Below are 13221 nucleotides of genomic sequence, written 5' to 3' on the forward strand. Positions count from 1 at the left end.
CGTTGCCGCCTCCCTGGTTGCCGACACCCTGGTTACCGCCGCCCTGGTTGCCACCACCCTGGTTGCCACCACCCTGGTTGCCGCTACCCTGGTTACCGCCGCCCTCGTTGCCGCCTCCCTGGTTGCCGCCACCCTGGTTGCCACCACCCTGGTTGCCGCCGCCCTGGTTGCCCCCACCTTGGTTGCCGCCACCCTGCTTACCACCACCCTCGTTGCCACTACCCTGGTTGCCGCCCTGGTTACCACCACCCTGGTTGCCGCCGCCCTGATTGCCACCAGCCTGGTTGCCGGCACCCTGGTTGCCGCCGCCCTGATTGCCACCAGCCTGGTTGCCGGCACCCTGGTTCTGATTACCACCGTCCCGGTTCTCGTCGCCCTGGCTATCACCACCGCGCGGACCGCCACCCCTTTGGCCATGGTGATCCTTCAGACCGTTACCGCGAGGGCCATCGCCGTTTGAGTTGTGGTGATCGCTGGGACCATCGCCGCGCGGACCATCCCCCTTAGACCGTTGGTGTTCCATCGCACCACTGCCGCGCGGGCCGTCGCCGTGGGACCCGTCACCCTTCAGGCCGTAGTGGTTCTTCGGACCTTCACCCTTCGGACCTTGGTGACCTTTAGGACCGTCGCCGGGTTGGCCATGATCCTTGGGGCCGTGACCGCCCCTCGCGCCGTCGTCGTGTCCCCCCCTGTGATCCCCGCTACTGCCGCCGCCTTCACCGTTGCCATTGCTACCGTCGCCATCGCCGGTGCTCCCAGAACCTTCGCCCGTAGTGCCGGTACCGCCGCCTCCGTTACCGCCGCTCTCGCTCGCGCCGCTTTCGTTGCTACCACTGCTTCCGACGTGGCCGCTACCGGTGTTGGAACCGTCGCCATTGCCTCCTCCCGAGGAATTTCTGGCGGTCGGTCTGCCTCCCAGCAGTTCGTTACCGTGATGATCGGGATCGGCAAAAGAATTGAGATTGATAGACGCTACCGGGCCGCACAATCGCTCCTCAATCGTGCCCGGCCGCACCGTCTGACAATTGAGCCGCTGGCTCCGCGCATTTGCAAGGCTGGTTCCGGCAAGAAGAAAAACAATGCCGGCAGAAATCGTCAGTAAGTCTTTACGCATAGTTACTCACTCCCACAGTTAACAGAGCGTTAACGGAGAGATTTATACAGTTCTAATAAAGTAAAAAGAAGGATAATCTTCGCAATTCAAGTGTAGAACGTTAGTATATAGTTAACCTTTAAAATATAAATTTCTAATTAAATGCGGCAGCCTAAAGTGTATAATTGACCGTCCAGCACTCAGCCGAAGGGATGTTTTCGATGCGAGCCTTTGCAGCCTTCGCAGCGTTCACTCTTGTCTTCACAGCGCTTACGGGTCTGAGCTATGCAGGATCCACCCTTCGCGCATCACGCTCGATCGGAGCGCCGATTGGCTTTCCCTCTGCATGCGCGCGCTATGCTTGGCTTTGTCATGGCAGCGGCGGTCGCCAGATGCCCGATGAAGAGGCTATGCCTTTGCTCCAAAAGGTGAATCGCGAGGTCAATGCCATCGTCGCGCCGGCGACGGACGCACAGACATCAGGAAAATCCGAATACTGGTCGCTGCCCGTAAATAACAAAGGCGACTGCGAAGACTATGCTCTGCTGAAACTGAAAACGCTGCTCGGCGCCGGCTTTGCATCGAACAAGCTGGCGCTCTCGGTCGTAATCGACCGCGGCGGTAACAACCATATCGTCCTGCTGGCGCGACTGAGGTCAGGCGACTATGTACTCGACAACCTCGCAGGGAAAGTAAAACCCTGGGAGGAGACAGGATATACTTTCCTTGCGAGCCAAAATTTCAACAACAAAAGTGCCTGGCAAGTGACACTGGCCGGTCCGAGAGCAAGCCAATTCTCCGGAACGTAGGGAAGCGGAATTCCGCGATTCTCAAATGGCTGGCGAGCCAAGCGCCCTTTGATGCGCCCGGGCGATGCTAATGGACCGACGGGTCCTCTTCTTCCAGAAATGTTCTGATCCCCTCGCGCGCGATGGTCGCCAGAAACTCATCAAATGCCTCGCGATCCGTGGCGAAGGGCTCCTCCCATTCGATAAGATCCTCGTGCTGGGTCACCACTTCCATTTTCCAGTCGCCGTTCGTGCCTGCCGGGCGGAAGATATCGACGAGCACCGTCACACCGTCATCGGTAAACTCACCAGCGAGGTCGGAATGCTCCAGTTTCGGCTTCTTCGCCATTCTCAAATCCCATCCGTGAATTTTTCGAGCAATCTAGCGGTAGCGATGACACCTGCAGGTCGATCATCGTGCATAGCGTGCGCGACGGAGAAAGGCCCGATGCCGAAGTTTATGGAAAATTCCACAGAAGAAAATGCGTCATGCCCGGCCTGAGAGATAGGTGACGTTTTGTACCGGAGACATGGTGTTGGACTGCACCCCTTGGTGAGACAGCAATCAGTAACAGTTCTCCTGGCTGTGAATTGCGTCTGGTGTCTCTTGCCGCTGTTGCGAGAGACTGGCTTCGTAAGCGTCCGGCGCGAGATAGTCGAGGGCCGAGTGCAGGCGCTGCCGGTTGTAGACCACCTCGATGAATTCGCCGATCCTGGTCCTTGCATCGTCCAGGCCGCGATACGCCTGGCCATCCACCTCCTCTTCCTTCAGGGTCTTCATGAATCTTTCGGCCTTCGCGTTGTCGTAGGGATTGCCGACGCGGCTCATGCTCGGCTGGATGCCATGAACTGCAAGTCGTGCCGCATAGTCGGCGAAGGCATATTGGACGCCGCGGTCGCTATGGTGAATGACGCTATCGGGTCGCGGCCGGGCCGCGACCGCCATGTTGAGCGCCGCAATGGCAAGGTCCGCTTCAGATGGGTTGCAATAGCCCAGCCGATGACCTTGCGGCTGAAGGCATCGAGGACGATCGCCAGGAATGCGAACTCTTCGGCGAGATGGACATAGGTGATGTCGGCGACCCGAGCTGATCGATATCGGTCAGCTGAAGACCTCGGGCAGGGTTGGGCACGATACACAAGTCATGCCTGGAGTCGGTTGTCATCGGCACGAACGGGGATTTGCGCAAACACAGCAGATTATCCTCCCGCATCAGGCGCAGCACGCGTTTGTGGTTGGCACGCCAGCCTTCTCGGCTCAAAAGCACGGCGTTTCTCCGGTAGCGTAATGCCGGTTGGCGAGCGCCAGGCGTTGGAGAGGTCGCGCAGCCCCATTTCTTCCCTGCGCGGCCCCGTCGCCTGCCAATGACGATAGTAGCCCGCGCGGCTCGCCCCAGCCAGCCGGCACATTCGTTCCACACTGATCTTGCCTTGCAGTCCGGACGCCATCATCGCTTCGATGAGCGTGTAGATGCCGTCCCGCCAGGCTTGCCGCTCCGCTGGCGTGCTGTCTCGACGTGCTGCAAGGCTTTTTGAAAAAAATCAATATCGGCCGCTTGCTGGCCGACAAGCCGCTCCAGCTCCGCAATCCGTGCAAGCGCCCACAGTCCACCATGTCCTAGGGACGATCTGTTACCTATGTCTCCGGGTCGGACACAAACATTTGACTGGTAGCGGAGGTCCGTTCTGGTCATTTTAGCCGAACGGAAACCACTGATATCATTGATCTTGGCACGTGGCAGGAAGCGCTTTTGAGCGCAATCCGTTCTTACGAGCAAGAGACACCCCAATGAAAATCTTATCACTCAAAGCTGCCCCGCCAGGGAGCGGCAACGTTCTCGCGCGCTTCGACGCCGAGCTCGCACCGGGAATCAAGGCGTACGGCCTAAAACTGGTTCAAGCACGGTCAGGACTTCGCGTCTTTGCCCCATCCATCGCCGGCGGCAGCGCCGTCACCTTCGCACCTGAAGTCGCCAACAAACTCGCCGCAATAGCCGAGAGGGAAGTCGCCCGATATGACAGTAGCAACCGCGCAGCCTAAAACAGACAGCCCCACCATCGCGGACCTTCGCCGCAAACTGATTGAGAACGGATACCGCATTACCGCAGCCGACGGCAAACGTCCGCTCGCTGACAACTGGCAGCAAACCGTCCTGACCGTCGATGAGGTCGAAGACTACACCCGCCACTACCGCAGCCAGACGAACACCGGAATCGTCTGCGCCAACGTCATAGGCATCGACATCGATGCCCCCGACCATGATGTCTGCGCCGCACTCGTCGTCGCCCTAAGCGAGATCATCCCCGAAGCAATGGACGCTCCCACGCGGTTCGGCAACAAGCCGAAACGGCTTCACCTCGTCCGCACCGCGGAACCGCAGCCAAAGGTGCAGTCCGATGCCTATCTGGTCAACGGCATCAAGCACCAGGTAGAATTTTTCGGCGAACGGTCGCAATTTATCGGCTACGGCGCGCATCCCGACACCGGCCGCGATTATGAGTGGATCAACGGCAACCCGCTTGATGTCCCTGTCTCCGACCTTCCTATTGTCACGCCCGAACAGCTTCACGCCTATCGATCAAGGGTCGAAGAGATCCTTGCGGCACGTGGTGAGCTCAACAAGCGCGGAAGCCGCACGCCAGCTAACGACAACCGACCTGCACCTGTCGTCACCACCATTGGCGATGGGCCATGGGCTGACGTGAAGGCGCGCGCGTTCGGCAATCTCGATGCATGGGTGCCCGCGTTAGGTCTGGAAGGCCTGAAGCGTTACGACGCTGGCTTCAAGGCTGTCGCCAGCTTCCGCCCTTCGACTGGTACGCGCAAGAAGCGGGAACGTTCGCTCAGCATCCAGCCCGTAGGGATTTTCGACCATGCGCCGCAGCAGGCTTACTCCCCGATCGACCTCGTTGCCGTCTGCCTCGGGCTCTCGCCAGCGGAGGCCGTTGACTGGCTAAAGGCACGCGTCGGGGGTGGCGAACGCGAAGACTGGGGTTCAACGGAGGCACATGAAAAAGCGATGAGGCTGGCAGCCACGGCGAAGACAAAAACGGCACCGTTGCCTGCTGCGGCGAATGATGACGAACCGCTCGAAGACGACCAGCCCGCGGATCTTCCGCCCATGCATCCGGTGCCGTTCACGTCCGAGGCTGCGGGAGGACTTATCGGCGAAATAGCGGACTGGATACTGGCTACCTCGCGTCGCAAGGTGCCTGAATTCGCCGTGATGGCCGGAATTGCCTTCATGTCGGCGTTCTACGGGCGCCGCGTGGTTGGGCCGACCGATGCTGGCGTCAATTTGTACATCAATGGCATTGCCGGCCCTGGCTTCGGCAAGGAAGCGCCACAGCAACGACTGAGCACCTTGCTGTCGGATACCGGCCTGTCGTTCATGCAGGGACCGGGCGAAGTCACCAGCGCCAGGGCAATCGAGAAGGTGATGAGGCGCTGCCCTGTCACGCTCATGTTGTGGGATGAAATGGGCGAGGTACTGGAATCGGTGAACTCAAGCGGCAGCGGCAACTGGGCCAAGACGATCCGCAAGGCAATGCTCGAAGTCTACAGTAAGTCGACTGGCGTTTGGACTTGTAAGGAAGACGCCAATCAGGAGTCGGTGGCTAAGCCGATTTATGCGCCGGCGCTGACCATCATGGGAATGTCGACGCCTGTAACGTTCTTCGGCGGATTGTCTGAGAAAAACCTCTCTGACGGCTTCGTCGCGCGAATGCTGTTTATTGCGCCAAGCGATAGGATAAGGGCAAATCCGAAGGATGGCGGCCTGAATGCTCCATCCAAGCTTGTAGATGCCGTCGCGGCGGCGGGGAAAGCCTTTTCCTGGCCTGGGATGGATGCGCAAGGAAAGTGGCGGCAAGCCGATTTCAAGCCGTCGTTTGCAACGGTTCCGTGGGCCGACGAAAGCGCCGAGCAAGCATGGCTCGCCATCGAAGACTGGCAGATAGATGAATGCGAGCGCGATGCTTCGCGCGACGGCATTATCGGACGCGCCGCGGAAAACACGGTGAAACTCGCGACTCTGCGCGCGCTTAGTCGCTCGCCTGCTAATGCCGCGGTCACAGCCGAGGACGTCAGTTGGGCTTGGGGGATTGTTCACGCCAGCATTCGAGCGGTTGAAGAAGGCGTGGACCATTACATGTCGTCGTCTACATTCGAAGAACTGTGCAAGGCGATCCTCGATTATCTTCGCACTCACCGCAGTGGGAAGATGTACAAGTCAAAGCTGCTCGAGAAGAAGCGCATAGCCAAGCACGACGACCGTGCCGTCAACAGCGCGCTGGACCGTCTGAAGGCTACAGGCGCAATCACCGTCGACGGTGCCGTGGTTGCCCTCGTGCCGCGCACAGGTCGGTAGCCTGATTTCCTAAGTCGCTTCCTATTTCCTGACAGGGTGCACGTGTTTCTGTGCACCCTACCGGGAAATCAGGAAGAAATCAGGAAGAGCCGTACAGGCGTAAGTAATTGAAATACATATATATATTATAACTTCCTCCTGATTTCCTACATTTCCTGACATCTCCGGATTCGCCCCTTTCCACCGGGATATCCCTATAGGCGGGAAATTCAGGAAATCAGGAAATCGCACATGTAAGGAGCCACCATGGAAGCAGAAGTAGAAGCCGAGACGGACACCGAAAGCACAGCACGTCGTAGCTACACGACAGCCAGCGGCATCACCATGCGACGCATCACCTGGCATGAGCTCTACCATTGGCGCCCCGATCTGCGGCCAGCCAATGACAACGTCCATCCGGCCAAAGCAGCATAGCAGCCCTTGACGCTCGTCGACGCTCCACGGTTAGTGGAATGGTTGTGGTGCTTAGTGCGCCACTACCACCGGGGGCTGGGTCTCGACTTTGCCAAAACGGCCCGGAACCGGCGGTCCCGGATCGCTCAAGATGGTACTGAATTGGAGCATTCCATAGCAGTGGAATGTAGTGTTGCGCAATTGCAACTATCCTGCGCTCGCTGGCGCCAACATACTACATATAGTGCCTAGCCTCATAAAAAAGACTATGTATAGTTGTACAATTCCCAAATTGAAATCAGAGCCGCGCCAAGCGGCCAGGGCCAACTTCACTCGGGGAACCAAATTGACCTTCAATCGATTCACCGCCATCGCGAGCGGTCACAAGCTTTACACGTCTTCCAAAACTCTGAAGGCATGGGGCGCTGGCGGCCCGCGTGCCTTGATGGCAGCCAATGACAACTACGAGACGCGCGGCAAGCCCGTCACATGGCCAGCAGTGGCTGGCGACTGGACAACGGCTCTGCCGGCTGCAACGGCGACCGCAGCAGAGCGCGAGCCGCAGCAGCCTAAACAGCACTGGCTCGATGGCCGGCTTTGCCGATTTCCTAAGACTATTACCGGCGGCAAGTGGGGGCGTCCCGTTGGTGCGCCTCCAGCGAACGACAACACCCCTCGCCGCAATGTCGTCCGCCTGCCAAACGACGGCCCGACGAGCGAATGGCTCGCCGAACGCAACGCTGCCGGTTTTGCCGTCGACTATGGCCAGGAGGGCAATCGCATCGAGCGCGCGCTCGTCAAAGAAGCGTCGCCCTTGGTCGGCGCTCTGCGGCAGGTCACGGAGTTGATGCGGCCGCCGGTAATAGCAGCCAACGATAACGAGCCTGCGAATGATGATGGCGAGGCGGTGAACGCCGGCAAAGGCCATGAGAGGGCGCATAACCAGGGTAGCATCACACCGTCGATTCCGATGCTCTTGAAGGCCTACGAAGACGGCATGGACTCAGGAGTGCGGGAAGTTCGCGATGGCTGGCATCGCATCGGCTCGACCGACGGCAAACGCAAACTCACCGGCCTTATCTTCCTCAACGGCGAACTCATCGCATACGGCGACAACAAGGGGCGCAAGCGCCGGCCCGACTACAACACCAAAATCGCCGAGGCAGTCGTCGACCAAGAGTCCGAGACTGCCAAGCATGTCGCCGCGCAGCCCGCGGAAAACCGCACCTACGTCCGACTTGCCGGCCGTGAGCGCTACATATCGAGCCAGCGGCCAGACGCGCCAGGCTCAATCGCGCCAGCACAACGAACGGCGCGCGCAGCAGCCAACGACAACGAGCTTCAGGCCGCGATTGCCAACACGCCAGTGATGCCGCCAGTCAAGAAACTGCCCGACGGCGTGGCCGCTGAATATGGACGGCTTGCCGGCGTTGCTGAAGCCAAAGGCGTCGGCGAGGGCAAATCATCGGCGCCGATGCATGACGCACTTTCAGAGCTCGAGCGGCAGGAGGAGCTTGCCGCGGCTGGTTTCCACGCCGAAGACTTGGTGGTTGTCGAATCCATCATGTCGGATGCGAGTTTCCGCACCATCGGACTGCAGCACGGCTATGCAGAATCGTCCGCACATCGGATGGGCCGTAAAGTCGTCGAAGGCGTGCTGACGCGCATTTCAGAAAAAATTGCCGCTTAGTACCACTTCGCGTGGAATTGAACCCTCTTGTATATGAGGGTTCTTCCCCGAGCCCAGATTGGCGCGCGCCGCTTGTTATACAGGTGGCGCTCGCCTCTCTTTTTGTCTCTGACCACGGATGTACTGGCAGCGGCAAAATCCATCCCGGCGCTTCGGGTTCGCCGGTTGATCCCCCACCTGCGCCGCTCCTAAGCGGCTGCGGGTCGGGCGGTTTTTTTATGTCCAATCGAAATTCTTTCACTGGAAAGGAGGGCCGCATGGCCTGGGAAACTCGTGACCTCACGGTCGCCGAGGCCGCCAACATGAGCGGCCTTCACCGCGCAACGCTTGACGTCATCATTCATCGCGCTCGTCATCTGGATGTGCTCTTCTCGGAACGGCGTAAACATCGACGCTGGTTCAGCCCAAAAGACATCGCGGTGCTTCGCGTCGCCTACGATCTTGAGCGCGCCGGCCGAGACTGGGCCACGGCACTTGCTCAGAGCTACGAGCATCTGAGCCAAACACCGCCGCACGATGCGCTGCTTATCGTGCCCGTCATGAGCGTTTCGGCACGCTCTGGCCGCGTCGTCACCGGTCTTAAAGACATCACACCCACCGCAAGCTTCATCACGTTGCCTATCGGCAAGATTGCCGCGGAGATCCAAGCACGGTGCAAACAACTTCAGGAGGCGCCAAGTGTGGCCGTTCAAAACTAAAGCCGCCCCAGCAGCGGCGCCCATCGAAACCAAAGCCAGCGGCACCAGCGTGCCCGAAGATTGGCTGACTGAGCTCTTCACCGGCTCGGTTGTTGGTTCGCCGGCGGTAAGCGCTGCAACGGCGCTGACGGTGCCGGCCGTGTCTGCCGCAGTTCGCACCATCAGCGAGGCAGCCGCCACGCTCCAAGTCATCGTCGAGCGCAAAGACGGCGAGAACTGGGTGCAGGACAATGACCATCCTGCAGCCGCGCTGCTCCGCGGCGACGTGAACGACTGGACATCGGGCTTTGAGCTCGTCCGCGATCTCGTGTCGGAAGCGCTGACGAAGGATGCTGGCGGCCTGGCGTGGGTGAACCGCGTCGGCGGAAAGCCGATGGAGATCGTTCATTACGATAGCGGTTGCATCACCGTGCAGACGGCCGAAACCGGAGAACCAACTTACCGGCTCAACGGCAACCTGCTCAACCCCGCTGACGTCATCCACCTTCGCGGCCCCTTCTCTCGCTGCCCGCTCACCTTGGCGCGAGAAGCCATCGGCGCCGCGATGTCGATGGAAATGCACGCCTCTCGCACATTCGCCAACGGTGCCAAGCCAGGCGGCGTGCTGTCGATCGAGGGCAAGCTGACTGCTGAAACCGCAACTAGGATCGGCACTGCATGGAAGGCAGCGCACGGCGGCACGAAGACTGGCGGCGTGGCAGTTCTCGATAACAATGGCAAGTATATTCCTGTGTCTTTGACGAGCACGGATGCGCAGTTCATCGAGAATCGTCGATTCCAAGTGGAAGAAATCGCAAGAGCATTCAACATCAGCGTGACGTTGCTTGGCGATCTGACACGCGCGACATGGTCTAACCTTGAAAGCAAGAACCGCGAGTTTCTTGTTTACACGCTGGAACCATGGCTGCAGGCGCTTGAAGGTGCTTTGCGGCGCGCACTGTTCATGCCGGAAGAGCGGCGAGAATGGCGCATCCGGTTTGAACGTGACGACCTCACGCGTGCTTCGATCGGCGATCGGGCCACCGCTTACTCTTCGTTGATTGCGTCGCGCGTCATCAATCCGAACACGGCACGTCATTGGGAAGGGCTTCCGCCATACACCGACGGCGAGACCTATGCCAACCCGGCAATCACGCCTGGAGCGGCTGCGAACGACAACAAACCTAAACCAAAACCAAAGGAGGCCGCCGCGTGAGCGTCGCCACCGTCCACGGTTCGATCTTCGAGATCGATACGAAGGCTGTCAGTGATGACGGCCTTTTTCATGGGTACGCATCCGCATGGGGCGTCCTCGATAGCCACAGGGACATCGTCACCAAAGGCGCCTTCAACAAGAGCCTTGCCGCACGACCGGCAGCGAAGGTGAAGATGCTTCGCGGTCACGACCAGTCCGAGCCTATCGGCATCTGGGATTCCCTTGTCGAAGACGAGCGCGGACTCAAGGCTACGGGCCGCCTAATCCTCGACACCGCCAAGGGACGCGAGACGCATGCGCTGATGAAAGCCGGCGCTCTCGATGGCCTCTCGATCGGATTCCGAACGGTCAAGGACCGAATGGACCGGACCAAAGGTGCGCGGGTCCTCGAGGAAATCGACCTCTGGGAAATCAGTGTGGTCACCTTTCCAAGCAACCCCCAGTCGACCGTTACGGCGGTCAAAACTTCGGCCAGCGACATGTCACTTCGCGAACTGGTTGAAGCCATCAACGGCGCTCGCGCCACCATCAGAAAGTAGGATCCTATATGACCAATCTCGCATTCAAGCTTGAAACGAAGTCCGCTTCCGACGTTGACCCGATTGAGGAAGTCAAGTCTGCACTCGACGGCCTCGCCAACGACGTGAAGACCAAGCTGGCCGCAAACGACAACATCGCCGATCGCCTCGCCAAGCTCGAAGCCAAGGCAAACCGCCCCGCTGGCGGCGCTGCAAACGACAACAACGAGAACATCGAAGCGAAGGCGCTCAACACCTTCCTGCGCAGCGGCGCTGCCGCACTCGATGCTGACGAGCGCAAGACGCTCAATATCGGCACGCCTTCGGCCGGCGGTTACGCTACGGCGCCGGAATACAGCACGACCATCGTCGAGAAGCTGACGCAGTTCTCGCCCATGCGTTCGGTCGCTGCCGTCATGTCAATCGGCACGTCGAAGGTCTACATTCCGAAGGAAGCCACGCACCTCGCTGGCGGATGGGTTACCGAGACCGGCGCTCGCCCCTCGTCTGAGCCGACCTTCGATCAGGTCGAAATCAACGCTTACGAGCATGCGGTTATCGTTCCGGTTTCGCTGCAGCTCATCGAAGACTCCTTCGTCGATCTCCAGGCATACATCGCCGGCATGATTGCCAAGCAGTTCGGCAAGGCCGAGGCCACCGCTTTCGTTACCGGCGACGGCAACGGCAAGCCGCTTGGCTTCCTCGACTCGACCCTTCTGGCTGGCTATCAGACCGTCACCGCGGCACAGGCTGGCACCAACCTCGTGGAAAAGCTTATCGAGCTCCACTACAGCCTGCCGACCGCCTATGCGCAGAACGCATCGTGGGCGATGAACCGGAAGACGATGGGCGTTATCCGCGCTGCACTCGACACCTCGTCGAAGGGCACTCTGTGGAGCGACAGCCTCGCCAACGGCACGCCTGCGACCCTGATGGGCCGTCCGATCGCTGAAATGCCGGATATGGCAGACTTCGCGCCGGCCGTTGCTGCCGATACCTATCCGGTTGCCTTCGGTGACTTCTCGTCTGGCTACCAGATCGTTGACCGTGTTGGCGTGCAGATCATGCGCGACGACTACACCGGCGCCGACAACGGCATCGTGAAGATCCGCGCGCGTCGCCGCGTCGGTGGCAAGCTCGTGAACGCGGAAGCGATCGCGCTGCTCAAGTCCGACACGCCGTAATCTGGAAGGGGCGCCTTAGGGGCGCCCCGTTCACCATGCCCCGGAAAACACCCCGTATTTGCACTTGTGGTCGCGTCGTGCCTGCTGGCCAGCAATGCGTCTGCGCAAGAGCCAGGAAGGCCGCCAGTGATGCGGCTAGGCCAACGGCTGCGTCCCGCGGCTACGACGCCGAATGGCGAGCGGCACGCGCTAAGCACCTGGCTCGGTTCTCTGATTGTGTCGAATGCGGCGAGCGCGCGACACTGGTCGACCACGTCGAGAGCATCCGTAAGGCGCCACATCGGCGCCTGGACCCCACAAACTTCGCCAGCATGTGCGCCACCTGTCACGGCCGTAAGACTGCGGCTGTCGACGGCTCTTTCGGGCGAAAGTAATCAACCAACAAGAGGAGAGAAAAGCGATGAGAGATGAATACGATTCCAGTTCAAGAATTCGAAGCGGAGTACCGCGTGAAGTACAGCGGCGGGAAGGTCGAGTGGTTTCCTTGCCGTGTCGTCGGAGTACATGTCCCCGATGCTTGGAGCCAAGGGAATTTCGTCATCCTAACCGAGGATGAAGACGGTGTTTCCTACGTCGGAACAGCAGATGCAATCATCAGAAGTTGAGATTACACCTGAAAGGAACCATTAATGGATTTGATTACGCTCGCGCAGTTCAAAGCGCATGCCCGTATCGACGGCACGGATGAAGATGCCGCCGCGCAAGTCAAGGTGGACGCTGCGAATAGCTACGTCACGAGCTTCCTTGGAACTCTTCCCGTCGATTACGTGGCCCCCGACGAGCTCGTACAGGCGACGCTAATGGTTGCTTCTACGTTTTGGGAGCACAGAGAGAACACCTTCGCCGGTAGCATCGCCGAGATCCCGCTCGACGCGGCGGAGATCATCGCTAACCACCGCGAGTGGTCCTTCTGATGGCCGCGACCGCAGGGGAACTCCGGCACAAAATCGACCTGCAGGTCCGGAGCCTCGTTGACGATGGTTATGGCAATGAAATTGCCGGCCCGTTCGAAACGCAAGCCACGGTGCGCGCCAAGTTCCACTTCCTTCGCGGCGGCGAAGAGGTCTTTGCGGGCCGTCTAGCCGGCAAGCAACCCGCCATCATCACGGTTCGGCAGAACGCTGCAACCCGCGCACTGACGCCCTCTTGGCGCATCGTCACAAGTGACGGCGCAGAGTGGAACATCCGCTCGATTGCCGACCCTGACGGCCGCCGCGCCTGGCTCGAAATCCTCGCCGAAAAGGGCGTCGCGACTTAACGCGCGCCCTTCCACAGACCAAATCATAGGAAAG

At 59.8% G+C, this 13221-nt stretch carries 15 protein-coding genes and 1 pseudogene; 12 read left to right on the top strand and 4 right to left on the bottom strand.

Annotation, left to right across the window (positions count from 1 at the left end; genetic code table 11):
- The coding region (locus BN77_RS33985) for a hypothetical protein (RefSeq protein WP_208856416.1) at positions 1-1114 on the bottom strand (1114 nt) is incomplete at its 3' end.
- Between the two features lie 200 nt (positions 1115-1314).
- Here BN77_RS33985 and BN77_RS00225 point away from each other — a divergent pair.
- Entirely contained in the window at positions 1315-1902 is a 588-nt protein-coding gene (locus BN77_RS00225) for a transglutaminase-like cysteine peptidase (protein ID WP_007527229.1), read from the top strand.
- 67 nt (positions 1903-1969) lie between these two features.
- Here BN77_RS00225 and BN77_RS00230 read toward each other — a convergent pair whose 3' ends face one another.
- The 3 genes and pseudogenes from BN77_RS00230 to BN77_RS35790 form a co-directional block, all read right to left on the bottom strand.
- The gene (locus tag BN77_RS00230; RefSeq protein ID WP_007527231.1) at positions 1970-2230 is read right to left on the bottom strand and encodes a hypothetical protein; all 261 of its coding nucleotides are present in this window, start codon (positions 2228-2230) and stop codon (positions 1970-1972) included.
- A gap of 216 nt (positions 2231-2446) precedes the next feature.
- Positions 2447-2827 (bottom strand): integrase core domain-containing protein, encoded by a 381-nt coding sequence (locus tag BN77_RS31760; protein WP_007527233.1) that lies wholly within the window; start codon positions 2825-2827, stop codon positions 2447-2449.
- A gap of 247 nt (positions 2828-3074) precedes the next feature.
- Positions 3075-3302 (bottom strand): annotated as a pseudogene (locus BN77_RS35790) (IS3 family transposase); the annotation flags it as partial.
- A 368-nt stretch (positions 3303-3670) separates the two neighbouring features.
- On the opposite strand from BN77_RS35790, the gene BN77_RS00240 reads away from it, so the two are divergent.
- The 11 genes from BN77_RS00240 (at position 3671) to BN77_RS00290 (ending at position 13187) form a co-directional block, all read left to right on the top strand.
- Positions 3671-3922, top strand: coding sequence for a hypothetical protein (locus BN77_RS00240; RefSeq protein WP_007527235.1), 252 nt, complete (start codon positions 3671-3673; stop codon positions 3920-3922).
- Positions 3897-6251: a bifunctional DNA primase/polymerase gene (locus tag BN77_RS31310; protein ID WP_007527237.1), complete on the top strand. Its 2355-nt coding sequence runs from the start codon at positions 3897-3899 to the stop codon at positions 6249-6251. Before BN77_RS00240 ends, BN77_RS31310 begins: the two co-directional genes overlap by 26 nt.
- Before the next feature lie 246 nt (positions 6252-6497).
- A complete protein-coding gene (locus tag BN77_RS33365) occupies positions 6498-6665 on the top strand; it encodes a hypothetical protein (protein WP_007527239.1) in 168 nt (55 codons plus the stop codon).
- A gap of 325 nt (positions 6666-6990) precedes the next feature.
- Positions 6991-8334, top strand: coding sequence for a hypothetical protein (locus BN77_RS00250; protein ID WP_007527241.1), 1344 nt, complete (start codon positions 6991-6993; stop codon positions 8332-8334).
- A 257-nt stretch (positions 8335-8591) separates the two neighbouring features.
- Positions 8592-9032 (top strand): hypothetical protein, encoded by a 441-nt coding sequence (locus BN77_RS00255; protein ID WP_007527243.1) that lies wholly within the window; start codon positions 8592-8594, stop codon positions 9030-9032.
- On the top strand, positions 9013-10227 hold the full coding sequence (locus BN77_RS00260; protein ID WP_007527245.1) for a phage portal protein: 1215 nt from the start codon (positions 9013-9015) through the stop codon (positions 10225-10227). Before BN77_RS00255 ends, BN77_RS00260 begins: the two co-directional genes overlap by 20 nt.
- Positions 10224-10766, top strand: coding sequence for an HK97 family phage prohead protease (locus BN77_RS00265; RefSeq protein WP_007527247.1), 543 nt, complete (start codon positions 10224-10226; stop codon positions 10764-10766). Before BN77_RS00260 ends, BN77_RS00265 begins: the two co-directional genes overlap by 4 nt.
- 8 nt (positions 10767-10774) lie before the next feature.
- Positions 10775-11929, top strand: coding sequence for a phage major capsid protein (locus BN77_RS00270; RefSeq protein ID WP_007527249.1), 1155 nt, complete (start codon positions 10775-10777; stop codon positions 11927-11929).
- Positions 11930-11964: 35 nt separating this feature from the next.
- Positions 11965-12303, top strand: a complete 339-nt coding sequence (locus tag BN77_RS31765; protein WP_040676545.1) for an HNH endonuclease — start codon at positions 11965-11967, stop codon at positions 12301-12303.
- A gap of 255 nt (positions 12304-12558) precedes the next feature.
- Positions 12559-12843, top strand: coding sequence for a head-tail connector protein (locus BN77_RS00285; protein ID WP_007527253.1), 285 nt, complete (start codon positions 12559-12561; stop codon positions 12841-12843).
- Positions 12843-13187, top strand: a complete 345-nt coding sequence (locus BN77_RS00290; RefSeq protein ID WP_007527256.1) for a phage head closure protein — start codon at positions 12843-12845, stop codon at positions 13185-13187. The genes BN77_RS00285 and BN77_RS00290 overlap by 1 nt, the downstream gene beginning before the upstream one ends.
- Positions 13188-13221: the final 34 nt, after the last annotated feature.

This window comes from Rhizobium mesoamericanum STM3625 (assembly GCF_000312665.1).
In the GTDB taxonomy this organism is placed as follows: Bacteria; Pseudomonadota; Alphaproteobacteria; order Rhizobiales; family Rhizobiaceae; genus Rhizobium; species Rhizobium mesoamericanum.